This window comes from Ancylobacter gelatini, assembly GCF_022601675.1.
GTDB lineage: Bacteria > Pseudomonadota > Alphaproteobacteria > Rhizobiales > Xanthobacteraceae > Ancylobacter > Ancylobacter gelatini.
In genome coordinates this window covers 120,566-144,489 of sequence record NZ_JAKVIL010000002.1, presented here as the reverse complement: position 1 = coordinate 144,489, position 23,924 = coordinate 120,566, and the positions used below count along the sequence as shown (strand labels likewise).

Annotated in this window: 21 protein-coding genes; 8 read left to right on the top strand and 13 right to left on the bottom strand. The window is 68.0% G+C overall.

The genetic code is table 11. The annotated features are described in order from the left end of the window. Positions 1-2 precede the first annotated feature (2 nt). From MKI84_RS03895 to MKI84_RS03880, 4 genes are read right to left on the bottom strand one after another with little or no spacing between them, the layout of a single operon-like run. Positions 3-1,214 (bottom strand): CCA tRNA nucleotidyltransferase, encoded by a 1,212-nt coding sequence (locus tag MKI84_RS03895; RefSeq protein ID WP_241616662.1) that lies wholly within the window; start codon positions 1,212-1,214, stop codon positions 3-5. Then, positions 1,211-1,474 (bottom strand): DUF6111 family protein, encoded by a 264-nt coding sequence (locus tag MKI84_RS03890; RefSeq protein WP_241616661.1) that lies wholly within the window; start codon positions 1,472-1,474, stop codon positions 1,211-1,213. The genes MKI84_RS03895 and MKI84_RS03890 overlap by 4 nt, the downstream gene beginning before the upstream one ends. Continuing rightward, positions 1,474-2,145 carry a CoA pyrophosphatase gene (locus MKI84_RS03885; protein ID WP_241617538.1) on the bottom strand — a complete coding sequence of 224 codons (672 nt, stop codon included), beginning with the start codon at positions 2,143-2,145 and terminating at the stop codon, positions 1,474-1,476. Before MKI84_RS03885 ends, MKI84_RS03890 begins: the two co-directional genes overlap by 1 nt. Beyond that, positions 2,145-2,732, bottom strand: a complete 588-nt coding sequence (locus tag MKI84_RS03880; RefSeq protein ID WP_241616660.1) for a DUF1285 domain-containing protein — start codon at positions 2,730-2,732, stop codon at positions 2,145-2,147. The genes MKI84_RS03885 and MKI84_RS03880 overlap by 1 nt, the downstream gene beginning before the upstream one ends. Before the next feature lie 191 nt (positions 2,733-2,923). Here MKI84_RS03880 and MKI84_RS03875 point away from each other — a divergent pair, with 191 nt between their 5' ends. From MKI84_RS03875 to MKI84_RS03855, 5 genes are all read left to right on the top strand, one after another. Next, positions 2,924-3,934: an AAA family ATPase gene (locus tag MKI84_RS03875; RefSeq protein ID WP_241616658.1), complete on the top strand. Its 1,011-nt coding sequence runs from the start codon at positions 2,924-2,926 to the stop codon at positions 3,932-3,934. 65 nt (positions 3,935-3,999) lie between these two features. Further along, positions 4,000-4,953 (top strand): DUF58 domain-containing protein, encoded by a 954-nt coding sequence (locus MKI84_RS03870; protein WP_241617536.1) that lies wholly within the window; start codon positions 4,000-4,002, stop codon positions 4,951-4,953. Positions 4,954-4,958: 5 nt separating this feature from the next. Next, on the top strand, positions 4,959-7,847 hold the full coding sequence (locus MKI84_RS03865) for a DUF4159 domain-containing protein (RefSeq protein WP_241617534.1): 2,889 nt from the start codon (positions 4,959-4,961) through the stop codon (positions 7,845-7,847). Positions 7,848-8,001: 154 nt separating this feature from the next. Next, positions 8,002-10,074, top strand: a complete 2,073-nt coding sequence (locus MKI84_RS03860) for a hypothetical protein (RefSeq protein WP_241616657.1) — start codon at positions 8,002-8,004, stop codon at positions 10,072-10,074. A gap of 53 nt (positions 10,075-10,127) precedes the next feature. Beyond that, positions 10,128-10,676 carry a dihydrofolate reductase family protein gene (locus MKI84_RS03855; protein ID WP_241616656.1) on the top strand — a complete coding sequence of 183 codons (549 nt, stop codon included), beginning with the start codon at positions 10,128-10,130 and terminating at the stop codon, positions 10,674-10,676. On the opposite strand, the gene MKI84_RS03850 is transcribed toward MKI84_RS03855, so the two are convergent. The 6 genes from MKI84_RS03850 to MKI84_RS03825 all read right to left on the bottom strand — a co-directional run bounded on the left by MKI84_RS03850 (position 10,664) and on the right by MKI84_RS03825 (position 17,269). Then, positions 10,664-10,876 (bottom strand): hypothetical protein, encoded by a 213-nt coding sequence (locus MKI84_RS03850; RefSeq protein ID WP_241616654.1) that lies wholly within the window; start codon positions 10,874-10,876, stop codon positions 10,664-10,666. The two genes, MKI84_RS03855 and MKI84_RS03850, sit on opposite strands and share 13 nt — an antisense overlap. A gap of 96 nt (positions 10,877-10,972) precedes the next feature. After that, positions 10,973-11,482: a GNAT family N-acetyltransferase gene (locus tag MKI84_RS03845; RefSeq protein ID WP_241616653.1), complete on the bottom strand. Its 510-nt coding sequence runs from the start codon at positions 11,480-11,482 to the stop codon at positions 10,973-10,975. A 217-nt stretch (positions 11,483-11,699) separates the two neighbouring features. Further along, positions 11,700-13,127, bottom strand: a complete 1,428-nt coding sequence (locus tag MKI84_RS03840) for a basic amino acid/polyamine antiporter (protein WP_241616652.1) — start codon at positions 13,125-13,127, stop codon at positions 11,700-11,702. Positions 13,128-13,218: 91 nt separating this feature from the next. Further along, on the bottom strand, positions 13,219-14,454 hold the full coding sequence (locus tag MKI84_RS03835; protein ID WP_241616651.1) for an arginine deiminase: 1,236 nt from the start codon (positions 14,452-14,454) through the stop codon (positions 13,219-13,221). Between the two features lie 25 nt (positions 14,455-14,479). Then, positions 14,480-15,913, bottom strand: coding sequence for a basic amino acid/polyamine antiporter (locus tag MKI84_RS03830; protein ID WP_241616650.1), 1,434 nt, complete (start codon positions 15,911-15,913; stop codon positions 14,480-14,482). A 252-nt stretch (positions 15,914-16,165) separates the two neighbouring features. Then, a complete protein-coding gene (locus MKI84_RS03825; protein ID WP_241616649.1) occupies positions 16,166-17,269 on the bottom strand; it encodes a helix-turn-helix domain-containing protein in 1,104 nt (367 codons plus the stop codon). A gap of 166 nt (positions 17,270-17,435) precedes the next feature. Between MKI84_RS03825 and MKI84_RS03820 the strand changes: the two genes are divergently transcribed. Further along, positions 17,436-18,419: a helix-turn-helix domain-containing protein gene (locus tag MKI84_RS03820; RefSeq protein ID WP_241616648.1), complete on the top strand. Its 984-nt coding sequence runs from the start codon at positions 17,436-17,438 to the stop codon at positions 18,417-18,419. On the opposite strand, the gene MKI84_RS03815 is transcribed toward MKI84_RS03820, so the two are convergent. Continuing rightward, entirely contained in the window at positions 18,416-19,699 is a 1,284-nt protein-coding gene (locus tag MKI84_RS03815) for an MFS transporter (protein ID WP_241616647.1), read from the bottom strand. The two genes, MKI84_RS03820 and MKI84_RS03815, sit on opposite strands and share 4 nt — an antisense overlap. A gap of 215 nt (positions 19,700-19,914) precedes the next feature. Between MKI84_RS03815 and MKI84_RS03810 the strand changes: the two genes are divergently transcribed. Together MKI84_RS03810 and MKI84_RS03805 are read left to right on the top strand one after the other, a co-directional pair. Beyond that, complete coding sequence (locus tag MKI84_RS03810) at positions 19,915-20,883, top strand: glutathione S-transferase family protein (RefSeq protein ID WP_241616645.1); 969 nt, start codon at positions 19,915-19,917, stop codon at positions 20,881-20,883. 29 nt (positions 20,884-20,912) lie between these two features. Further along, on the top strand, positions 20,913-21,830 hold the full coding sequence (locus tag MKI84_RS03805; protein WP_241616643.1) for a hypothetical protein: 918 nt from the start codon (positions 20,913-20,915) through the stop codon (positions 21,828-21,830). Between the two features lie 12 nt (positions 21,831-21,842). Here MKI84_RS03805 and MKI84_RS03800 read toward each other — a convergent pair whose 3' ends face one another. After that, positions 21,843-22,532 carry a class I SAM-dependent methyltransferase gene (locus MKI84_RS03800; protein WP_241616641.1) on the bottom strand — a complete coding sequence of 230 codons (690 nt, stop codon included), beginning with the start codon at positions 22,530-22,532 and terminating at the stop codon, positions 21,843-21,845. A 49-nt stretch (positions 22,533-22,581) separates the two neighbouring features. Then, positions 22,582-23,784 carry a tRNA 2-thiouridine(34) synthase MnmA gene (mnmA, locus tag MKI84_RS03795; protein WP_241616639.1) on the bottom strand — a complete coding sequence of 401 codons (1,203 nt, stop codon included), beginning with the start codon at positions 23,782-23,784 and terminating at the stop codon, positions 22,582-22,584. Positions 23,785-23,924 lie beyond the last annotated feature (140 nt).

Genomic DNA, 23,924 nt, shown 5'->3' with positions numbered 1-23,924 from the left:
GCTTACCCCACCGCCTCCCGCACGATCCCGTCCAGCGCCGCCGCGTCCATCGGAAACCCCGCCTCGATCCAGGCGTCTTCCGCCCGCTTGAGCGCGGCGCCCAGCGCCGGGCCGGGGGTGAGGCCGGCGGCGATCAGGTCGGCGGCCTTGAGCGGGAACACCGGCAGCGGCCAACCGCGCGCGATCATCACCAGCCCACGCCAGCCTTCCTCCTCCAGCGGCGCGCCGGCGCGGGCGAAGGCGATCAGGGCGCGGTCGAGGAAGGCCTCGCGGCCCATGCGGTAGAGAAACGCCTTCTGCCCCTTCTCGCACATGCCCGGCGTCGGCGCCGGGCCGGCCATGGCGAGCAGCCGCGCCGCCTCGGCATTGGAGAGGCGCAACTCCTCGCGCAGCGCCCGCGCCTCCTCCTCGCCACGCACCGCGAGCGCGCCCAGCCGGCGCACCGCGTCGGGCGGCAGATCCAGCGCCGCCTCGATATCGGCGAGCCGGGCGACGGTCGCGACATCGCCCGGCCGGCCGAGCACAAGGTCGAGCAGCCCGGCCTCCTGCATGATCGCCAGCGTTTCCGCCGCGCGCGGGGCGACGAACAGCTTCATCAGCTCGGCTCGCACCCGCTCGCGCGACAGCCGGGCAAGGCCATCCCTGTGGCGGATGGCGGCGGCCAGCGCCCGCGCGTCGAGGTCGCCGCGCCCATAGGCGGCGTGGAAGCGGAACAGGCGCAGGATGCGCAGATAATCCTCGGTGATGCGCCGGTCGGCCTCGCCGATGAAGCGGACATGGCCCGCCCGCGCATCCGCCTCCCCGCCCACGAGATCGACCAGCTCGCCGTCGCGGGTGAGATAGAGCGCGTTCATGGTGAAGTCGCGCCGCTCGGCGTCGCGGCGCCAGTCGCGCCCGAAGGTCACAACGGCGCGGCGGCCATCGGTCTCGATGTCCTCGCGCAGCGTCGTCACCTCATAGGGCTCGCCATCGGCAATGAGCGTGACGGTGCCGTGCTCGATGCCGGTCGGCACTGCCTTCAGCCCGTTGGCGCGCGCGCGGCGCACCACCTCCTCGGGCCGGGCGGTGGTGGCGATGTCGATATCCGAGCGCTGCCGGCGCCCGACCACCCAGTCGCGCACCGCGCCGCCGACGATGCGGGCATCCTCGCCGTCGCCGTTCAGCGCGTCGAGCACGCGGGCGAGGCCAGGGCGCCCCTGCATCAGCGGGTTCATTCGATGTGACCGGGTATCAGCACGCCATCCTGCCAGGTCGGCGGCACATAGCGCCCTGTCGTCGGCCCGCGCCCCTCGCCCTCGAACAGCAGCAGGCTCAGCGTCACCAGCACCACGGCGGCCAGGGCGCACAGCGCGAAAGCGCGCGTCGACCAGCCGGAGAGCAGCGTGTCGACGCCCCGGCCATAGCGCAGATACAGCGCGAACAGCACGAAGGGCAGCAGGAACAGCAGGATGTTGGTAATCGCGACCCGAGCCATCAGGCATACATCCTTTCATAGAGCGTGCGCAGGATGCCGGCGGTGATGCCCCAGATGAAGCGCTTCTCATAGGCCATCGCATGGAAGGTGCGGATCAGCCCCTCCGCCTCGCGCGAGTGGCGCTGGTGATTGGCCGGGCTCATCAGGAAATCCAGCGGCACCTCGAACGCTTCGTCGACCTCGCCGGGATTGAGCCTCAACCCGAAATCCGGCTCGACCGCCGCCACCACCGGCACGATGCGGTAGCCGGTGCGCGAGAGATAGCTGTCGAGATAGCCGAGCGGGCGCACGCGGGCGCGCTCCAGCCCGACCTCCTCCTCCGCCTCGCGCAGCGCCGCGTCGAGCGGGCCGGCATCGGTCGGGTCGATCTTGCCGCCGGGAAAGGCGATCTGGCCGGGATGGCTCGGCAGATGCGCCGAGCGCAGCGTGAGCAGCACGGTCGGCTCGGGCCGCGTGATCACCGGGATCAGCACCGCCGCCGCGCGCACCGGCCGCTGGTCCACCAGCGGACGGAATTCCGGGGTCAGCTCATGGTCGCCGCGGCGCGGATCGCCGGCAATGTCCGGGGTGCTCATCAACTTCGTGCGCGCCCGCGTCAGGAAGTCCGCCAGCGGCGCGGAAAGCTCCGCCTCGGCAGGGGCGGCATCAGAGAAAGGCACGGCGTGATCCATCATGTCCCGTTCCGTTCGTCCGCCGGCGCCAGCGGGAAGAAGGCGCCGGCCGATGCGACGCCGAACAGGCGCCGACCCTCGACCTCACGTTCCTCGCCCCGCTCCGCGAGTTCGAGGAACACGGCGCGGGTGAGCCGGGCCCACAGGCCGCGCCGGACATATATATAGGGACGAACGCCGTCCGCGCCCGCCTGCGGCTCGAAGCGCAGCGGGTGCTCGGTGTCGCAGCGCACGAGGTCGTCGAGATTGGTGCGGAACACCAGCCGCTCGCCCGCCTCATACGGCTCCGCCGCCATGTCGACCGCGAGGAACGGCGCGTCCTCCACCACGATCCCGACTTTCTCGACCGGCGTGATCAGCACATGGCGCTCGCCCTCGCGGGCCAGCACGGAGGCGAACAGCTTCACCAGCGCCTCACGGCGGATCGGTGTACCGGCATAGTGCCAGACACCCTCGCGGTCGATTCTGAGATCGATGTCGCCGCAATCGGGCGGATTCCAGCGCTCCAGCGGCGCCGGGCTGCGGCCACTCGCCTCCCCGGCCGACCTCAATAAATCGTCAAGCCGCCCAGAAGATTCTGAAATCACGGGAATTTCCCTGTCACACGGGCGTAATCGCGCAGTCGTGATGCCCCAACCAATGGTCGACGAGGCCCAAACTTAGCGTAAGCTTGAATGCGGGAAAGCCGCCCCGACGGCAACCGGTACGATGGTGCGTGCATTGCAATATCCATTGTTGCGGCGCAACATGGCCGGCAAAGGGTTTTCAGGAGCAGGACATGACGTCAGCGACCAGCGAGAACTTCCAATCCCTCGACGACATGATCGTGCGCTCCGCGGAGAGCACGGCGGCCAACATCCGCGCCGCCAAGGCAGGCATTGGCGCGGTGATCTTCGGCCAGGAAGCCGTGGTCGAGCGCACGCTCATCACCATCCTCTCCGGCGGCCATGGCCTGCTGGTCGGCGTGCCCGGCCTCGCCAAGACCAAGCTGGTGGAAACGCTCGGCACCGTGCTCGGCCTCGACGCGCGGCGCGTGCAGTTCACGCCGGACCTCATGCCCTCCGACATTCTCGGTGCCGAGGTGCTGGAGGAAAGCGCTGGCGGGCGGCGCTCGTTCCGCTTCATTCCCGGCCCGGTCTTCGCCCAGCTGCTGATGGCGGACGAGATCAACCGCGCCTCGCCGCGCACCCAGTCGGCGCTGCTGCAGTCGATGCAGGAAGGCCATGTCACCGTCGCCGGCGTGCGGCATGACCTGCCCAAGCCGTTCCATGTGCTCGCCACCCAGAACCCGCTGGAGCAGGAAGGCACCTACCCGCTCCCCGAAGCCCAGCTCGACCGCTTCCTGATGGAAATCGACGTCGATTATCCCGACCGCGACGCGGAGCGGAAAATCCTCTTCGACACCACCAGCGCCGAGGAGACCAAGCCCAAGGCGGTGATGACGGCCGACGACCTCACCGCCGCCCAGCGCCTGGTGCGCCGGCTCCCGGTCGGGGAATCCGTGGTGGAGGCGATCCTCACTTTGGTGCGCTCGGCCCGCCCCGGCACCGATGCCGGCGACCTGTCGAAGTTCATTTCCTGGGGCCCCGGCCCCCGCGCCTCGCAGTCCTTGATGCTGGCGGTGCGAGCCCGCGCGCTGCTGGACGGGCGCTATGCGCCGTCCATCGACGACGTGGTGGCGCTGGCCGAGCCGGTCCTCAAGCACCGCATGGCGCTCACTTTCGCCGCGCGGGCCGACGGCGAAACAGTGCCGGGCATTATCGCCAAACTTGCGTCCAAGATCGGGTGATGATGCGCGGGTGATGATGGCAGGGTGGACGACCGGGCGCGTACAGGAGTTCTGATCGGGTGGAGATGGACGCCGACATCGCCGTGCGCGGCGCAGCACAGGACGCGGCCGGCCTCATCGCCGCCATGCCCCGGCTCGTGCTCGAAGCCCGCAAGATCGCCGCCAGCGTCTATCACGGGCTGCACGGGCGCCGGCGCGCCGGCACCGGCGAGAATTTCTGGCAGTACCGCCGCTTCATGGATGGCGAACCTTCCGCCCGCGTCGACTGGCGCCGCTCCGCCCGCGACGACCATCTGTATGTCCGCGAGCGCGAATGGGAGGCCGCCCACACGGTGTGGATCTGGCCCGACCTCTCCGCCTCCATGGTCTATGCCTCGCCGCTGGTGTGGGAGACCAAGCGCGACCGCGCGCTGGTGGTCGCCTTCGCCCTGGCCGAACTGCTGGTGAAGGGCGGCGAGCGCGTCGGCATTCCCGGCATCATGCGCCCCTCCGCCTCGCGCCGCATCGTCGAGAAGATGGCCGAGGCACTGGTGCATTCGCATCGCCTGCCGGAAAGCCTGCCGCCGAACTTCTCGCCCTCGCCGCTGGCCGAGGTGGTGCTGCTCGGCGATTTCTGGAGCCCGGCGAGCGAGGTGGTCGCGAGCCTTGCCGCGACGTCCGCCTCCGGCTGCCACGGCCATGTGGTGCAGGTCTGCGATCCGGCGGAGGAGACCTTCCCGTTCTCCGGCCGCATCGAGTTCCGCGAGCCGGAAAGCGGCAGCGTGTTCACGGTCGGCCGCGCCGAGACGGTGCGCGAGGATTATATCGCCCGCGTCGCCCGGCATCGGGACACCATCCGCTTCGAGGCGGAGCGGCGCACCTGGAGCTTCATCGTCCACCGCACCGATCGCCCGGCCAGCGAACTGCTGCTCGCCCTCCATGCCCGCATGAGCGGGGGCCACCACACCCCCTCGATCGAAGCCGGTAGCGACAAGGCGGGAAGTGGCGGGACGACCGGCAACCGGGGGCGCGCGGCATGAGCGGATTGTTCGGATTGCCCCTCGCCTTCTCCTCGCCGCTGATCCTCGCCGCGCTCGCCGGCCTGCCGCTGCTGTGGTTCCTGCTGCGTCTGGTGCCGCCCCGTCCGCGCCGCATCGCCTTCGCGCCGATGCGGCTGCTGCTGGACATTCCGCCCAAGGAAGAGACGCCGGCCCGCACCCCGTGGTGGCTGACCGCGCTGCGCCTGCTGCTGGCGGCGCTCGTCATCTTCGCCGCCGCCGGCCCGGTGTGGAATCCCCCGGTGGCCGGCCCGGCCTCCACCGGCCCCGCCGTGCTGCTGATCGATTCCGGCTGGCCCGCCGCCGCGCACTGGAACGCGCGCCGCGCCAGCGCCGAGAGCGTGGTGGCCGATGCCGATATCGATGGACGCGGCGTCGTCCTCATCCCGACCGGCGAGCCCCCGCTGGAGCCGCGCGTCATGTCGCCCAGCGAAGCCCGCGAGCGGTTGCGCACGCTGGCCCCGGTCGCCCATGTGCCCGAGCGCGGGCCGGCGCTGGCAAGCCTGTCGAAGGCGCTGGCCGGCGTACCGCAGGCCTCGGTGATCTATCTGTCTGACGGCGTGGCGCTGGAGGGCACGGACGGCTTTGCCGCCGAGCTCGCCCGCACCGTCGGCACTCACCCGCTGATCACGCTGGCCGATGGCGTCGAGGAGCCGCTGGCCCTCACCGCCCCTGACAATGCGGTGGACGCGCTCTCCGTGAAAGTGGTGCGCGCCGACCGCAACACGCTGCCGCGCGCCGGCACCGTGCGCGCGCTCGATCTGCGCGGCCTTGCCCTTGGCGAGGCGCCCTTCTCCTTCGAGCCGGGCGCGAAGGAGACCGAAGCGCGCTTCACGATTCCCGTCGAGATCCGCAACGAGATCGCACGGCTGGAAATCGTCGACGAGGCGTCGGCCGGCGCGGTGCAATTGCTCGACAAGCGCTGGCGCCGCCGCACGGTCGGCCTCGTCTCCGGCGCCTCCGCCGACCAGCGCCAGCCGCTGCTCGCGCCCTCCTATTACCTCACCCGCGCGCTCGGCCCCTTCGCCGATATCCGCACCGCCGACGGCGCTTCGACCTCGGAGGCCATCGACCGCTTCATCGACCAGAAGCTGCCGGTGATCGTGCTCTCGGACATCGGCACGCTTCAGCCGGAGACCCGCGCACGACTGGATCGCTGGATCGAGGGTGGCGGCGTGCTGATCCGCTTCGCCGGCCCGCGCCTCGCCAATGCCTCCGACGACCTCGTGCCGGTCACGCTGCGGCGCGGCGGGCGCGTGCTCGGCGGTTCGCTGTCCTGGGAGCAGCCGCAGGCACTGGGCGGCTTCGCTCAGGAAGGCCCGTTCCGCGACGTGCCGGTGCCGACCGACGTGACGGTCGAGCGCCAGGTGCTCGCCGAGCCGGACGGGCTGCTGGCCGGCCGCACCTGGGCAACCCTGACCGACGGCACGCCGCTGGTCACCGGCGAGCGGCGCGGCGCCGGCACGCTGGCGCTGTTCCATGTCACCGCCGACACATCATGGTCCAACCTGCCGCTGTCCGGCGCCTTCGTCGACATGCTGCGCCGTGTGGTGGCGCTGGGCGGGGCGAGCGCGGCCGAGGTCGCCGCCGATGAGAGCGGCGCCAATGCCGTCACCGGCGAGACCGTGGCGCCGAGCCGCATTCTCGACGGTTTCGGCGCGTTCCGCCCGGTGACCCCGACCGCCAAGGCGATCCCGGTCGGCTTCAACGGGCGCGCCAGCGCCGACCATCCGCCCGGCTTCTACGGCCCGCCGGAAGGCCTGGTCGCCGTCAACGCGCTGCTGCCGCGCGACCGGCTGGCCCCGCTCGACCTTCAAGGCCTCGGCCAAGTCGAACCCTATCGCGACGCGACGCCCAGCGACCTGCGCGCGCCGCTGCTGCTCGCTCTGCTGGCGCTGCTGCTGGTGGACGCGATCATCGTGTTCCTGCTCGGCGGCGGCCTCTCGCGCCTCGTGCCCCGCCGTGCCGCCACCGCCGCGCTGCTGGCGCTCGCTTTCGCGCTCGGCGCGGCGATGCCGACGGAGCGGGCGCTCGCGCAGGGAACTCCGACCACCCCCACACCTGCCGCACAAAGCGAAGCCGCAGCCAAGCCGCCCGCGCGCCGCGAAATGACGCCGGCCGAGATCGAGTTCGCCACCAAGGCCTCGAACGCCACCCGCCTCGCCTATGTCGTCACTGGCGACGCCGACACCGACCAGATCAGCCAGGCCGGCCTGACCGGGCTCACCGAATTCCTGCGTGATCGCACCGCGCTGGAGGCCGGCGAGCCGATGGGCGTCGATATCGCGCGCGACGACCTCTCCTTCTTCCCGCTGCTGTACTGGCCGGTGCTGCCGGGCGCGACCACGCTGCCACCGGAGACGCTGGCGCGGGTCGATGCCTTCATGAAGCAGGGCGGCACCATCCTGTTCGACACACGCGACGCCGAATCCGTGCTGCCGGGCTCCAACGGCTCGGGCTCCCCGGCCAACACCGCGCTGCGCACCATCCTCGAAGGTCTCGATATTCCCGAGCTGGAGCCGGTGCCGCGCGACCATGTGCTGACCAAGGCATTCTATCTGCTGCGGGATTTCCCCGGCCGCTTCGCCGAGGGCACGACCTGGGTCGAGGCGCTGCCCGCGCCCGAAGACGGCGAGGAACGCCCGGCCCGTGCCGGCGACGGCGTGTCCCCGGTGGTCATCACCTCGAACGATCTTGCCGGCGCCTGGGCGCTCGGCAGCGACGGCCAGCCGCTGCTGCCCATGTCCGGCGGCAGCCCGCGCCAGCGCGAAATGGCGTTCCGCACCGGCGCCAATCTCGTGATGTATGTGCTCACCGGCAACTACAAGGCCGATCAGGTCCACGTCCCGGCGCTGCTGGAAAGGCTGGGGCAATGACGCACCTCTCCCGGATGAAGACGACCTCCCCGATCGCCGCCGGCCCTGCCGCCCGGCTCACCCTCGCCGTCGCGGAGAGGCATAAGGCCCCCGCCGCCGTCATGCCGGGTGTCGTCCCGGCCATCACGACCGCCACAACTGACGCAGGCCATTCATGAATCTGGGCCTCGCCTTCGACCCGCTGATTCCGCTGCCCTGGCTCCTCGCCGCCGCGGCCGTCACCGCCGTGGTCGCCCTGCTGCTGCTGGTGGCGCGCACCCGCGGCGCGATCTTCCGCGCCCTCGCCCTGCTGCTCGCGGTGCTCGCGCTCGCCAATCCTTCGCTGACCCGCGAAGAGCGCGAGCCGCTCTCCACCGTGGTCGCCGTTGTGGTGGACCAGAGCGCCAGCCAGGATTTCGGCGAGCGCACGCAGATGACGCAGGCCGCCCGGCAGGAGCTGGAGCAGCGCCTCGCCCGGCTGAAGGAGCAGGGCGCGGAGGTGCGCATGGTGGAAGCCGGCGGCGGCGCCGGCGAGGTGGACGGCACCCGCCTGTTCACCGCGCTCTCCGCCGCGCTGGCCGACGTGCCGCCCGAGCGCGTGGCCGGTGCGATCTTCCTCACCGACGGCCGCGTGCACGACATTCCCGCGACCATGGCGGGGCTCGGCTTCCGCGCGCCGGTGCATGCCATCATTTCCGGCCAGGAGGGCGAGCGCGACCGCCGCGTCGCGCTGACCTCCACCCCGCGCTTCGGCATTGTCGGCCAGAAGCAGAGCGTGGGCTACCGCGTCGAGGATGAGGGCGCCCCCGCCGGCGCCCGCGTCGGCGTCACCGTGCGGCGCGACGGCGAGGTGGTGGCCCGGCCCATCGTCACCGCCGGCCAGCCGGCCAATGTCGAGGTCGAGATCACCCATGCCGGCGCCAACATCATCGAGATCGAGGCCGCCGCGCTCGACGGCGAGCTGACCCCGGTCAACAACCGCGCGGCGCTCTCGATCGACGGCGTGCGCGACAAGCTGCGCGTGCTCCTCGTCTCCGGCGAGCCCCATGTCGGCGAGCGCACCTGGCGCAATCTTCTGAAGTCCGACGCCAATGTCGACCTGGTGCACTTCACCATCCTGCGCCCGCCGGAGAAGCAGGACGGCACGCCGATCAACGAGCTGTCGCTGATCGCCTTCCCGACGCGCGAGCTGTTCCAGCAGAAGATCAAGGATTTCGACCTGATCATCTTCGACCGCTACGCCCAGCAGGGCGTGCTGCCGATGATCTATTTCGACAATATCGTGCGCTATGTCGAAGAGGGCGGCGCGCTGCTGGTGGCGGCAGGGACCGACTACATCTCCGACGGTTCGGTCTATTACACCTCGCTGGATTCCATTCTGCCCGCCGCCCCGACCGGGCGCATGGACGAGACCCCGTTCCGCCCCACCCTCACCCAGGCCGGCCAGCGCCACCCGGTGACGCGCGCCTTGCCCGGCTCGCAGAGCGACCCGCCGAACTGGTCGCACTTTTTCCGCGTGGTCGACACCGACGGCGCCAAGGGCACCAGCGTGATGGACGGGCCGAACGGCAAGCCCCTGGTGCTGCTCGACCGGGTGGGCGAAGGCCGGGTCGCGCTGCTGCTCTCCGATCATTTCTGGCTGTGGGCGCGCGGCTTCGAGGGCGGCGGGCCGCATATCGACCTGCTGCGCCGGCTCTCGCACTGGCTGATGAAGGAGCCGGACCTTGAGGAGGAGCGCCTGCGCATGTCCGCCCATGGCGGCGACATCGTGGTGGAGCGCCAGACCATGGGCGACACCGCGCCGACCGTGGTGGTGACCACGCCCACCGGCGCCACCCGGCGCGTCACGCTCGATCAGGCCGAGCCCGGCCTGTTCCGCGCCACCTTCCCGGCCGACACGCTCGGCCTGTGGCGCGCCAGCGACGGCACGCTGACCGCGCTGGTGAATGTCGGCCCGCTCAATCCGCGCGAGTTCTCGGAAGTCACCTCGACCACCGAGGCCCTGCGCCCGGCGGTGGAAGCCACCGGCGGCGGCGTCTGGCGCATGGCGGACCTCGCCGGCTTCGTCCCGCGCGTGGTCGGCGTGCGCTCGGGCGAGCGCTATGCCGGCGAGGACTGGATGGGCGTCGCCCTGCGCGAGGTCTCGGTGGTGCGCGGGCTCGGCCTGTTCCCGCTCTTCGCCGGGCTCTCGGGCCTGCTCATCCTCATGGCCGGCATCGCCGCCGCCTGGGCACGCGAGGGGCGGTAGCCTCCCGCCAGCCCGGCCTCTATCCTCGCGCGCGGAATCGCGGGGGATGGGTGATGGCCATAGTGGGCTACATGGCGGCCAGCCTCGACGGCTATATCGCCGATCGGGACGGCGGCATTTCCTGGCTGGCGCCGTTCGACGAGGTGGATTCCGGCTATGCCGATTTCATCGCCGATATCGAGACGGTGGTCATGGGCCGGACGACCTATGATCAGGTCATCGCCATGGGGCGCGAGAGCGGCGCGGGCTGGTTCTACAAGGGCAAGCGCAGCCTTGTCGTGACCTCTCGCCCGCTGGCCGACGCTCCCGTCGGCGTCGAGCCCTGGCAGGAGGGCGTCCCCGCGCTGATCGCACATCTGCGGGCGCTGCCGGGAAACAGCTGGATCGTCGGCGGGGCCGGGCTTCAGGATGCGTTCATCGCGGCGGACGCGCTCGACCGGCTCGACCTGTTCGTCATACCCGTGCTGCTCGGCGACGGCCTCGCCATGTTCCCGCGAAACGCGCGCGGCCCGCGCGGCCTCACTCTGGAGCGCAGCCTCGCCCTGCCCAAGGGCATGGTGCGTCTCACCTACCGGCTTGGCCGGGCGCCTCAGCCCGTATAGGGCACGATCTGTTTCTCGAAGACCTGCACGCCGAAGCCGGGCTTGCACGCGCACTGGTACTGGCGGGCGATCTCGCTCACCAGCGCGGCGCGGCTGGCATGGGTGCCGGCAATGTGCTTGTCGAGCCATTCATCCGGCACGCTCAAGGACATGCCCGGCGCCATGCGGCACAGAATCAGCTTCAGCTCATCGCCCTGCACGCGAACCTCCCGAATGTCACGATCAAATCCCACCCACGCTATAGGATGGCGGACACCGCCGGTTCAAGCCGGCGGCGCCTTCAGCGTGGCGTGAAATCAGCGTGGTGTGAAATCCTTGCGCACCGGCCCGCGCACCGCCTCGACCGGGGTGCCGTCCAGCGCGCACAGCAGCACGCGGCGCGGGTCGACCGGGCCGGGCAGCGCCACCTGGCCGGGCGGTACGCGCTTGAAGCCCATGCGGCCATAATAGGGCTCGTCGCCGACCAGTAGCACCCGCGTCGCGCCGCCGGCCTTCGCCGCCTCCAGCGCGCGCTCCACCAGCCGCCGGCCGATGCCGTGCGAGCGGAACGGCGGCTCCACGGTGAGCGGACCGAGCAGCAGCGCGGGCGCGTCCCCGATCACGATCGGGGTGAGCCGCACCGAGCCGACCAGCATGGTGCCGATATGGGCGGTGAAGGACAGGTCGCGCCGGTGCGGATTGCCCTCGCGCAGGCGATAGGCGGTGCGCGCGAACCGGCCGGGGCCGAAGGTGCGCGCCGCCAGCCGCTCGATCGCGGCATCGTCGGCGGGGGTTTCATTCAGAAGGGCGATCGACAGTTCGGTCATCGGGGCACTCGGACACTGGAGACGGTCAGCACGCACCAGCGCCCCGCCTCGTTCACGGTCGCCGGCACGCACGAGCTTCACGGCACACGCGCAGGGATGCGCGGGCTCGCGGCTCTCGTCGTCGCTGGATGAACCGGGCGGTCATGAAGTCAGTTCCCGAAAAGGTCCGGCCGGATAGCACAGGCCGGGGGCGAGGTCGAGGGGCGCGCGCCCCGGATCAGATCGCGATCCGCCCCGTCGCCAGCCCGAACACGGCCAGCACCGCCCCGGCACCCACCGCCATGAAGAGCCCCAGTTCGACCGGGGTGAACACCTGCCGCCCGCGCTCCCTCTGCGCGATCACGAACAGCACGCTGCCGGGCGCGTAGATCACCAGCGACAGCAGCAGGAACTTCAGCCCGCCGGCATAGACCAGCCCGGCCGCGTAGAGCGTCGCGAGCCCGGCGCGCACCAGATCGCCGCGCCGGCCTTCATCCGGCCGGTAGCCCTCCCCGCTCAGCGCCAGCTTGAGCGCATAGGCGCCGGTCAGCAGATAGGGCAGCAGGATCATCGAGGAGGTGAGCTTGAGCGCCAGCAGGAAGGCTTCCTGCGCGAACAGCGTCACGATGAGGAAGAGCTGGATGAGCAGGTTGGTCAGCCACAGCGCGATGAAGGGCACGCCGTTGCGGTTCTCGGCGGCGAGGAAGGCCGGCATGCTTTCCTTCTTGGCGGCGGAGAACAGCACCTCGGCCGCGAGCAGCGACCACGACAGATAGGCGCCGAGCACCGAGACGATCAGCCCGACGCTGACGAACACCGCGCCCCACGGCCCGACCACCGCCGCCAGCACCCCGGCCATGGACGGGTTGCGAAGGCTGGCGAGGTCCGGGCGCAGCATCACGCCATAGGACAGCATGGTGACCAGCACCAGCAGGCACAGCACGCCGAGGAAGCCGAGCAGCGTGGCGAGGCCGACATCCGACCGCTGGCGGGCGTAGCGCGAATAGACGCTCGCCCCCTCGATGCCGACGAACACGAACACCGTCACCAGCATGGTGCCGCGCACCTGCGCGAACAGGCCCGCGCCTTCCAGCCCCGGCCCGCCGTAGAAATTCACGGCGAAGATGTCGGCCTTGAAACCGAAGGCGACGAAGATCAGGAAGATCAGGATCGGGATGATCTTGGCGACGGTCACCACCGTGTTGATGAACGCCGCCTGCTTCACCCCGCGCAGGATCAGGAAATGGAACAGCCAGATCCCGACCGAGGACAGCGCCACCGCCGCCACCGTGTTGCCGTCGCCGAAGATCGGGAACAGCGCGCCGAGCGTCGACTTGATCAGCACCCAGTAGGACACGTTGCCGAGGCAGCATACCGTCCAGTAGCCGAGCGCGGAGAGGAAGCCGGGATAATTGCCGAAACCGGCCTTGGCATAGGCATAGACGCCGGCATCGAGCTCCGGCTTGCGCCGCGCCAGCGTCTGGAACACGAAGGCCAGCATCAGCATGCCCGCGCCGGCGATGGCCCAGGCGATCAGCGCACCGAGCCCGCCGGTAACGCGCCCGAAGGTCTGCGGCAGCGAGAAGATGCCCGCCCCGACCATGGAGCCCACCACCATCGCGGTCAGCGTGGGCAGGGCGAATTTCTGTTGTTCGGGCTGGGTCATGCAGGCGGGCCGCTCCGATGCGACGTGAAACGGGACGACTCGGCGGGGGGCGGTTGCCGAGCCGTCCCGCGACTACCGACCGGATAAGAGGTCAGTAGTCAACGGCGTCGCGGATGATCGGGCAGGTCATGCAGTGACCGCCGCCGCGCCCGCGGCCCAGCTCGGAACCGTCGATGGTGATGACCTCGATGCCCGCCTTGCGCAGCAGCGTGTTGGCGTAGGTGTTGCGGTCATAGGCGAAGACCACGCCCGGCGAGGCGCAGACCAGGTTGGCGCCGGAATCCCACTGAGTGCGCTCGCGCATGTAGTCGTTGCCGCCGGTCTCGACCACGCGCAGCTCCTTGAGGCCGAGCGCCTCGCGCACGGTCTCGACCAGCCCGCCATCCTTGGAGAGGGTGAGGCCGCCCTTGCCGTCCGGGCGATAGGAGAAGCATTCGATCTTGTCGACGATATCGGGGTAGAGCAGCACGCAGTCGCGGTCGGCGAAGGTGAACACCGTGTCGAGATGCATGGCCGCGCGCAGCTTCGGCATGGCGGCGATGATCACGCGCTCGGCCCCGCCCTTGTCGAACAGCGCCTGCGCGAGCTGGCTGATGGCCTGGCGCGAGGTGCGCTCGCTCATGCCGATCAGCACGTTGCCCTTGCCGATCGGCATCACGTCGCCGCCTTCCAGCGTGGCGAGGCCCCAATCCTGCGTCGGGTCGCCCCACCACACATTCACCTTGCCGGCGAAATCGGGGTGGAACTTGTAGATCGAGGTGGTGAGGATGGTCTCCTCGTGCCGCGCCGGCCAGTAGAGCGGGTTCAGCGTCACCCCGCCATAGATCCAGCAGGTGGTGTCGCGGGTGTAGAGCGTGTTCGGCAGCGGCGGCAGCAGGTACTCATTGGCCCCGGCGGCGTCGCGGATCAGGTCCAGCGTCGCCCCGCCGATGGTCTCGGGGAATTCGGTGGTCGACAGGCCGCCGATCAGCGTCTCGGCGAGCTGGCGCGCCGTCAGCCCTTCGAGATAGGAGCGCACCTCCTCGACGAAGCCGAGCCCGATCTGGTTCGGCACCACCTGGTTGTCGAGGATCCACTTCTTCGCCTCGGGGATCGCGACGGTCTCGGTGAGCATATTGTGCATCTCCACCACCTCGATGCCGCGCTCGCGCATCTTGTTGATGAAGTCGAAATGGTCGCGCTTGGCGACATCGACCCACAGCACGTCGTCGAACAGCAGGTCGTCGCAATTGCTGGGGGTCAGGCGCTGATGGGCGCGGCCGGGGGCGCAGACCATCACCTTGCGAAGCTGGCCGACCTCGGAATGCACGCCGAACTTGGTTTCCATCTTGGCAGTCCTCGTGTTTTTCTTGTCAGGGAGTGATGAGGCCGGTCAGCAGCCCGTAGGTGCCGACGGCGCCGCCGATGAGCACGACGACGAAGATCGCGAGTTCGACCGGCGTGAACAGCCGGGCCTTCTGCTCGCGCCGGGCCCAGAAATAGAGGATGGTGCCGGGCACGAAGAGCACGGTGACCAGCAGCACATATTTCGGCCCCGCCGCGCCGAACATGAACAGCGTGTAGACCACCGCGATCCAGCTGAAGAACTGGTCGCGCCCGCGCTTGTCCTGCGCCGCCTCGTAGCCCTCGCCGCTGCGCGCCAGCAGCACGCCATAGCCGGCGACCAGCAGATAGGGCAGCAGCGCGGTCACGCTGGTCATGTCGAGCATGAAGTTGAAGGCGTCACGCGACCAGTAGGTCGAGATCACGAACAGCGAGACCACGATATTGGTCAGCCACAGCGCATTGGCCGGCACGCGGTTGCCGTTCTGCGCCGCGAACAGCTTCGGCATGTCCTTGGACTTGGCGGCGGCGAACAGCACCTCGGCGCAGATGAGCGACCAGGCGAGATAGGCGCCCAGCACCGAAACCAGCACGCCGATCGAGATCAGCACCGCGCCCCAGTGGCCGACCACCAGTTCGAGCGCGCCGGCGAGCGAGGGATTCTGCACCCCCGCGATCGCCGCGCGCGGCGCCGTGGCATAGGGCAGCAGCGTGACCGCGACCATCAGGCCGGTCACCCCGACGAAGCCGAGAATGGTGGCGGCGCCGACATCCGAGCGCTTCTTGGCGAAGCGCGAATACACGCTCGCGCCCTCGATGCCGAGAAACACGAACACCGTGATCAGCATGGTGTCGCGCACCTGCGCCAGCAGGGTCTTTTCCGGCATGCCGACGCCGCCGAAGAAGTTCTCCGAGAACTGATTGTAATTGAAGAAGAACACGAAGCCGAGGATGGCCACGATCAGCGGCACGATCTTGGCGATGGTGACGACCGTGTTGATGAAGGTCGCCTGCTCCACCCCGCGCAGGATCATGAAATGGAACGCCCAGATGCCGGCCAGCGACACGACGATCGCGATCATCGAGGAGCCGTCGCCGAAGATCTCCGGGAAGAAGCGCCCCAGCGTCGAGCCGATCAGCACCCAGTAGAACACATTGCCGAGGCAGCTCCCGAGCCAGTAACCGAAGGCCGAGAGGAAGCCCATATAGTCGCCGAAACCGGCCTTGGCATAAGCGAACACGCCGGAATCGATGTCGGGCCGCCGCTCGGCGAGCGCCTGGAACACCCGCGCCAGCATGTACATGCCGGTGCCGGCGATCAGCCAGGCGATGATGGCGCCGAACGGCCCGGTGGCGGTGGCGAAGCGGCCCGGCAGGTTGAAGATGCCGGCGCCGACCATCGAGCCGACGACCATGGCGGTGAGCGAGTAGAGGGAGAGTTTTCCGGTCGTTTCGTTCGCCATGGATCGCCTCACGGATTGCAGACGTAATCTTTCGAAACAGAGCTATAGAACAGTTACCTGTTCAATAAATTGACCCGGCATCTCATTTATTGACTGAAAATCCCGAATAGTCACCGTACCAAAATCTGGGGTCGCTCGATTTAATATTGCACATGCGAAGAAAAACATCCGAAAACGCCCTAAATTGGTATCAAAACACCACTTGTCGCTTCGCTCATGCAGCATTCCGGGCATCGAAGGGCCATGGCGCGCTCAGCCGACAAGGCCATGGAGCAGCACGGAGAGGCTCGGCGGCGCGGCCGGGGGCGCCGGCCGTCCGGACGCCGCGCCGGCCGCGCCGAGGCCGATCCCGCGCACATCGCGGGGTGAGACGCCGAATTCATGCCGGAACGCGCGGCTGAACACGGAAGGGTCACGAAAGCCCCATTCCTCCGCGATCATCATGATCGGGCGGGTCTCGAACGGATCGACCAGCGCGTGACGCGCCTGCATCAGGCGCTGCCGGCGGATATAGGCCGCGATCCCGCCGAGCGGCGCGAACAGCCGGTAGAGCCGCGACCGCGACACGGCCAGCTCGCGGCAGATGGCGTCCGGCTCCAGCGCCTCGTCCTTCAGCCGCGCACGGATCACCCGGCGCGCGCGCTCGATCACCGACAGATCATTGGTCGAGGCCGCAAGCGGGCCTGGCGGCGTGAACGCCGTCGCGGCGCCGCTGACCAGCATGCAGACCGCGTCGGCGGCATGGGCGATCGCGCCGTCGTCGAGCCCCGGCAACCGGTTGGCCAGCGACAGCATCAGGTCGCCGAGCAGCCCGAGCAGTCCGTTGTCGTCCAGCCCGTTATCGTCCAGATCAACGCCGTGCAGCCCGATGCCCGGCCCCCGCGCCGCGCGCAACGCACCGCGCGGCACGAACAGCAGGAGCGCGCCCTCCTCCCGCACGGTCACCGCATGGGGATGGGCGAGCGAATGAAGCGCTGCCGCACGCGCGGAGCGCGCGGGCACGGCCTGTCCATCGACGAAGCGGCACGGCAGCGCCGCGTACCAATGGTCGAACACCGTATGGCCGGCATGGGTCCAGCGCAGCGGCTGCGGGGACGCCGGCAGGCTCATGGCGACCAGCAGGCACCGCCCCAGCGGCCAGATGCGCTGGCTGACCGCATAACCCGCCGCGCGCTCAGGCGACGGCGCCATGTCGACGATGCCGTCATAGGCCGCGCGAAAGGCCTCGAACTGATGTGTCGGGGCGAGGCCGGCATTGGTGAGGATGAACGGGAGCAAGGCGGTCGGTGCTGCAGGGCTTGCGGGAAACGGACGGCGGAGCGGCTCGCTGGCGAGGGGAGGCTGAATGCGAAGCATGCCGGCACCGGAACAAGCAGGCCATCGGCCCTTGATCCATCCGTTGCTAGTCCGCTGCGTAGAGCGCGCGAACCGGGTCGTGACAACTGGATATAGATCGTGAAGGAGTGCACTATTCCCACCTGTTCGCGGCGGCGTCCGGCCGCGGCGTTCGCTTGAGGTGATCTTGGACGAGCCGCGCAAATTCGCCGTTGATTTTCCCGCGCTGCGGTCCGGGCTCGGCGCGGGCGAATTCGCGTCGTCGGAGCTGGTAGCGGGCGGACTCGGACAGGCCGTGAATGCCCGCGAGCACGGCTATCGCCGCATTGATGCCCATACGCTACTGCACCTGATGAATTTCGAGGTGCGCGAGCCCTACCGGCTGTCGCTGGCGCGCGCCGATCTCGTGTGCATACAGGCCATCATCACCGGCAGCTATCATCGCTGGATCGGCCCGCGCATGGACCCGGTGTCCTCGCACATGCTCCAGATCAGCAACACGCCGACCTCGGCGTCGGCCGCGCAGGCTGGCGTGCGCCTGCGCGGTATGCTGCTCATCTGCGACCGCCGGCACTTGCTGGATCACTACCGGCTGAACCCGGAACATGTGCCTGCCGCGTTCCGCCCGATCTTCCTGTCGCGCGAAGGCACGCCGGACGTGTTCCAGCTTCCGCTGACGACGACCGGCATCGGCCTTGTCGACCAGATGCTGGCCTGCCGCTATCCCGAGCCGCTGCGCGGCATCTTCCTCGGCGTGAAGACCGTGGAGTTCCTGTGCCACGTCGTCGCCCAGCTCCAGCAGCCGCTCCGCTCCGCCACGCCCCGGCTGATCGGGGAAAACGCCCGGCGCAAGGCGATCGACACCGCCGCCGATATCTATCGCCGCGAGATCGAGAAGCCGCCGAGCATCGAGCAGCTCGCCTTGCGCGTCGGGCTCAACCGCAACGAACTCTCCGGCGGCTTCCGCGAGGCCTTCGGCCTCACCCCGCACGCCTTCGCGCAGGCCCGGCGCATGGAGCGCGCGCGCGACCTGCTGCGCGAGGGCCGGCTGTCCATCAGCGAGATCGGCCGGCGCGTCGGCTATGAAGGCTATTCCAGCTTCGCGCGCGCCTATCACGCCCATTTCGGCCATGCCCCCGCTCTCGGGCGGTCACTGCCCGTCGAGGGTTAGGCCAAGGGCCGGTGCGCCGTCTCCGGCATGCGCCACACGGTGACGAGGCTGGTCGCGCTGGCGAGAATGACATAGCCGGCCGGCGCCAGCGGCCAGTCCAGCGCCGCGGTCAGCCAGACCGCGATGAACGGGGCGAAGCCGCCGAACACCGCCGCCGCCAGCGCATAGGCCACCGCCGACCAGCGCGAGCGGTCGCGTGTGGCGAACAGTTCCACCACCGCCGCCGGCGCCGCCCCGGAATAGAGCGCGATGCAGCCGCCGAGCAGGAACTGGATCGCCGCCACCGGCAGGAAGCTCCCGGCATGGGCGATGGCCCACAGGGCCGGCAGCACCAGCGCCAGCACCAGCACGCAGGAGGCGATGAGGAACGGCCGCCGCCCCACCCGGTCCGACAGATGCCCGACCAGCGGCACGAAGATCAGGATCGCCAGCGTGGACAGCGCGTTCGCCCAGTTCGCCTCGCTGGCGCTCAGCCCCGCCTGCTTCTGCGTGAACAAGGGCAGGTAGATCAGGAAGATGTAGAAGCACACCGTCCAGTGCATGGTGAGGCCGAACACGGTGAGCATCGGCCGGCGTACCCTTTGCAGCACCGCCTCCGGCGCGGCTGGCACCGGCGCCGCGCGCTCATAGACCGGCGTCTCGTCGATGCCGCGGCGCAACCACAGCGCGAGGATGCCGAGCACCCCGCCGGCGAGGAACGGCACGCGCCAGCCCCAGTGCTCCATCGCCTCCGCCGGCAGCAGCCCGACCAGCAGCGCCGTGCTCACGCTGGCGAGTCCGCTGCCGAGCGCGACCGTCATGGCGAGGAAGCTGGTGGAGAGGCCGCGTCGCCCTTCCGGCGCGGTTTCCAGCAGGAAGGCGTTGGCGATGCCGAATTCGCCGCCGGCCGAGAAGCCCTGCATCATGCGCGCGGCGACCAGCAGCAGCGGCGCGGCAAGGCCGATCCGCTCGAATGAGGGGATGAGGCCGATGGCGAAGGTGCTCACCGCCATCAACAGCGCGGCGGCCAGCAGAGCGGGCTTGCGGCCCCGGCCATCGCCCATGCCCCCCAGCACCAGCCCGCCAAGCGGACGCATGACGAAGCTGACCCCGAACACGGCGAGCGTCGCCAGCAGCGCCAGTTGCCCGTGGCCCTGCGGGAAGAAGGCGCGCGACAGATAGACCGCGAGCAGGCCGTAAATCGCGAAATCGAACCATTCCAGCACGTTGCACAGCAGCACCGCGACCAGCGCGCGCTCCTGCCGCGGCGGCGCCGCCCGCCCGGCGGCCGGTATCAGCATAAAGGCGCCGGAGCGCAGCGGAGCAGGGCGGCAGGCGCGGCGTGAGGCATAAACTTCCGTGAGCGGCCATGTGATACCGAAGCAGCGGACCACACCGCGCCGGCACTGGCAAGCGGGCATCCCGGCACGCGCGCTCCTGCGCCGATGCCCGCACTTTACCGGGGAAATCCCGCGCCATCCGCACTAGTCTCACCCCTGCAAGAGGAGACATCGCGATGGGACTTCTGGTCGACGGCACCTGGGCCGACAAATGGTACGACACGTCGAGCACCGGCGGGCGCTTCCAGCGCACCGTCACCCGCTTCCGCAACTGGGTGACGACCGACGGCAGCGCCGGCCCCACCGGCGAGGCGGGCTTTCGCGCCGAGGCCGGGCGCTACCATCTCTATGTCTCCTATGCCTGCCCGTGGGCGCACCGCACGCTGATCTTCCGCAAGCTCAAGAAGCTGGAGAACGTCATCTCGGTCTCGGTGGTGGATCCGCATATGGGCGAGGAAGGCTGGGTGTTCGCCGACCACGCCGCCATCCCCTCCCCCGGCGCCACCCGCGACGAGGTGCTGGGCAAGCAGCGGCTCTATGAGGTGTATCTGGCCGCCGATCCGCATTATTCCGGCCGCGTCACCGTGCCGGTGCTGTGGGACAAGGAGCGCGGCACCATCGTGAACAATGAATCGGCGGAGATCATCCGCATGTTCAACACCGCATTCGACGCCGTCACGCCCGACCGCCACGATTATTACCCGCCGGCGCTGCGCGAGGAGATCGATGCGATCAACGCCAAGGTCTATGACCGCGTGAACAACGGCGTCTACAAGGCGGGCTTTGCCACCGCGCAGGACGCCTATGAGGAAGCCGTGACCGCCCTGTTCGCCATGCTGGACGAGCTTGAGGCGCGGCTGTCAGGCCAGCCTTATCTGATGGGCGACACGCTGACGGAAGCCGACTGGCGGCTGTTCACGACGCTGATCCGGTTCGATCCGGTCTATGTCGGCCATTTCAAATGCAACATCCGCCGCATCGCCGACTACCCCAGCCTCACCCGCTACCTGCGCGCGCTCTACCACGTCGACGGCGTGAAGGAGACGGTGAACCTCCCCCACATCAAGCGCCACTATTACGAGAGCCACAAGACGATCAACCCGACCGGGATCGTGCCGGTGGGGCCGGAGTTGGCGTGGGGGTGAGGCGTTGTAACTTCGCAATGGAACAGAACATGGCGACCAACCAAATCGCTCCTATGCACTTATCATCTTTCTTACCGAAAGAATGGCTAGATGACGTAAGTTTTGAATATTTTATTTTTGATTTTTATTCCACATCTTATCACAGTGTGGCACGTAAAAATTTTGATGTCATTTCTTCATTTTGTCAATCTATGACTTCTTATCCTGTAAAATTAATTATTATAGATTTATTAAATGAATTCGAAATTTCCTTTTCAGAACTAAATGTTGTATATTCTGAAGGAAAAAATATACTTCATAGCAATGGACTATCTAAAAAATCCATACCTATTGGAAAATATCTTATTATAATTTCCCCTGTAAGGAAAAATAATGGCGGATACAATGAAGGAATAGCCAAAGATTCATCGTTAGCTACTTTGGGGGCATTATTTTCTTTATACGGTAAAAGTATAGCCCATTCGCACTTTGGTAGCGTCCGGGTACATAGAGAACGTTTAGACGAAATTGGCTGGGCTTCAACATCAGTTGAAATTGGAAAGTCCGTAGGTTTTTATGAATACTATAGATTTGATTTATTAAAAGCAATAATAGATAAAATAGAATGCATTAAAGAACAGGATATATACAATAAAATATCTCTATGCATGAAATTACTAGCGCGAGCATATTTTAATGAGAATAAAAGCCTGCAATTGATAGATTATTGGACCGCGCTTGAAATAATAAATGGCGGACCATCTTCTTTGAGGGCCAAAATAAATGTAGAAAATAATACAGATTGGGGAACCACGATACGAATAATTCGGAAGAAACGAAACGACATTATCCATGAAGGGGCGTCGAAAACAATAACTGACTCAGAAAAGCTTGCAATTAATAGAGATATCATCAATACAATATGCAAAATACTCGACATACCAGAAATTGAAGCTCGCGGAACATAGGGAGCTTCGCACTCACCCCGCCAGCGCGACCTCGGCACCTTCTTCCGCGCCGGCCACTTCCGCCGCGCTGCGCTTGCGAAAGCGCACCAGCGTGTACATGCCGAGCGCCACGTCGCGCTTGATCGGCAGGTCCACCGTGCCGTTGGCCACCGCCCAGTTGCGCAGGCGGGCGAACTGGAATTCCGGGCGCCAGCCCAGCTTGCGGGCGCGGCGGGCGAACCAGCGCTCGAACACTGCGCGCGGGCCGTCCTCGGCGCCGAGATGGTTGACCAGGATGATCTCGCCGCCGGGCTTCAGCACGCGGGCCATCTCGTCCAGCGTCTCCTCCGGGTGCGGCACCACGGTGATGACGAACTGCGCGACCACCACGTCGAAGCTCTCATCGGCGAAGCCCATATGGGCGCCGTCCATCAGGCACAGGCCCTCGACGTGGTCGAGCTTCTCCTTCTCCACCCGCTCGCGCGCCTTTTGCAGCATGGGTTCGGAGATATCGACGCCGATAAGGCGGTTGCCGCGCTTATAGGCCGGGAGGGCGAAGCCGGTGCCGACGCCGAATTCGAGCATCCGCCCGCCGATGCGCTCGGCCGCCTGGATCGCCACCTTGCGGCCGGCCTCGAACACCGCCCCGAAGACCACATCGTAGATCGGCGCCCATTTCGCATAGGCTTCTTCCACCGTGGTGCGATCGAGATCGGTGCTCATCGTCGTTCGTCTCCCCTCGGCCCGCCGCGGCGGGTTGTGTCCTCAAGCGCTATCCGACTCGCGCCGTCGGCGTATCGGTCACCATCGCCGCACCGCGTGTCATCTGCGTGAAGGATGGGCGCGCGCGGCGGATGGCGCCGCCGCCCAGCAGCCGCGCGGCCGGGCCGCCATCCTCGTAGAACACGCAGGCCTGCCCCGGCGCCACGCCTTCCTCCGCCATGTGAAGATGCACCGTAACCGAGCCGTCCGCCGCCCGCGCCAGATGGCCGGGCACCGGCGCACGGGTCGAGCGCACCTTCACAAAGATCTCGCGCTCACTGGCCAGCGCCTCGTCCAGCGTGCCGTCGCCAAGCCAGTTCACTTCGTCCACCGGCACCACCGCGACGCCGAGCGCGCTGCGCGGGCCGACCAGCACCCGGCGGCTCGCGGCCTCGATGCCGACCACATAGAGCGGCTCGGCGCTGGAAATGCCGAGCCCCTTGCGCTGGCCGATGGTGTAGCGCATCACGCCGTTGTGCCGGCCGAGCACCCGTCCGTCGAGATGCAGGATGTCGCCCGGCTCGGCGGCCTCGGGGCGCAGCTTCTCGACGATGTCGGTGTAGCGCCCCGTGGGCACAAAGCAGATGTCCTGGCTGTCCGGCTTGTCCGCCACCTTCAGCCCGAATCTTTCCGCCAGCGCGCGCACTTCCGGCTTGCTGGTCTCGCCGAGCGGGAAGCGCAGCATGTCGATCTGCGCCTGGGTGGTGGCGTAGAGGAAGTAGCTCTGGTCGCGGCTCTCGTCCTGCGGACGGAACAGCGCGCGCCCGCCCTCCGGCAGCGCGCGGCTGGTCACGTAATGGCCGGTGGCGAGAATGTCGGCGCCGAGATCGCGCGCGGTCTCCAGCAGGTCGCGGAACTTCACCGTGCGGTTGCAGTCCACGCAGGGGATCGGCGTCTCGCCGCTGGCATAGGCATCGGCGAAGCGCTCGATCACCGCGTGGCGGAACCGGCTTTCATAGTCGAGCACGTAATGGGGAATGCCCAGCTTCTCGGCGACGGTGCGCGCATCATAGATGTCCTGTCCCGCGCAGCACGCGCCCGGGCGGTGGTGCATCGCCTCGCCGTGATCATAGAGCTGGAGCGTGACACCGAGCACATCATAGCCGGCCTGCGCATAGAGCGCGGCGACCACGGAGGAATCCACGCCGCCGGACATGGCCACCACGACGCGGGTCTGGCTGGGAGCGCGGGATGTGTCGTCGAGACGGATCATCGGTGCTGCGGGTTCGGGGCACGGAAGGCTCTATATAGAGTACCCCGGCGCTTCTATGAACCCCAATCGGCAGGCTTCGGCGCTCTTCCATGCGCGCGCCCCGCATCATAGCCATGCGTCAAACGTAAACAAAGCGTTTC

Bases quoted from the DNA above. Each gene is read 5' to 3' on its own strand.
- mnmA (WP_241616639.1), bottom strand. From the start codon at position 23,784: ATGATCCGTCTCGACGACACATCCCGCGCTCCCAGCCAGACCCGCGTC.
- MKI84_RS03825 (WP_241616649.1), bottom strand. From the start codon at position 17,269: ATGCTTCGCATTCAGCCTCCCCTCGCCAGCGAGCCGCTCCGCCGTCCG.
- MKI84_RS03805 (WP_241616643.1), top strand. From the start codon at position 20,913: ATGGCGACCAACCAAATCGCTCCTATGCACTTATCATCTTTCTTACCG.
- MKI84_RS03830 (WP_241616650.1), bottom strand. From the start codon at position 15,913: ATGGCGAACGAAACGACCGGAAAACTCTCCCTCTACTCGCTCACCGCC.
- MKI84_RS03835 (WP_241616651.1), bottom strand. From the start codon at position 14,454: ATGGAAACCAAGTTCGGCGTGCATTCCGAGGTCGGCCAGCTTCGCAAG.
- MKI84_RS03870 (WP_241617536.1), top strand. From the start codon at position 4,000: ATGGACGCCGACATCGCCGTGCGCGGCGCAGCACAGGACGCGGCCGGC.
- MKI84_RS03840 (WP_241616652.1), bottom strand. From the start codon at position 13,127: ATGACCCAGCCCGAACAACAGAAATTCGCCCTGCCCACGCTGACCGCG.
- MKI84_RS03800 (WP_241616641.1), bottom strand. From the start codon at position 22,532: ATGAGCACCGATCTCGATCGCACCACGGTGGAAGAAGCCTATGCGAAA.
- MKI84_RS03810 (WP_241616645.1), top strand. From the start codon at position 19,915: ATGGGACTTCTGGTCGACGGCACCTGGGCCGACAAATGGTACGACACG.
- MKI84_RS03815 (WP_241616647.1), bottom strand. From the start codon at position 19,699: ATGCTGATACCGGCCGCCGGGCGGGCGGCGCCGCCGCGGCAGGAGCGC.
- MKI84_RS03860 (WP_241616657.1), top strand. From the start codon at position 8,002: ATGAATCTGGGCCTCGCCTTCGACCCGCTGATTCCGCTGCCCTGGCTC.
- MKI84_RS03895 (WP_241616662.1), bottom strand. From the start codon at position 1,214: ATGAACCCGCTGATGCAGGGGCGCCCTGGCCTCGCCCGCGTGCTCGAC.
- MKI84_RS03885 (WP_241617538.1), bottom strand. From the start codon at position 2,145: ATGGATCACGCCGTGCCTTTCTCTGATGCCGCCCCTGCCGAGGCGGAG.
- MKI84_RS03855 (WP_241616656.1), top strand. From the start codon at position 10,128: ATGGCCATAGTGGGCTACATGGCGGCCAGCCTCGACGGCTATATCGCC.
- MKI84_RS03875 (WP_241616658.1), top strand. From the start codon at position 2,924: ATGACGTCAGCGACCAGCGAGAACTTCCAATCCCTCGACGACATGATC.
- MKI84_RS03890 (WP_241616661.1), bottom strand. From the start codon at position 1,474: ATGGCTCGGGTCGCGATTACCAACATCCTGCTGTTCCTGCTGCCCTTC.
- MKI84_RS03845 (WP_241616653.1), bottom strand. From the start codon at position 11,482: ATGACCGAACTGTCGATCGCCCTTCTGAATGAAACCCCCGCCGACGAT.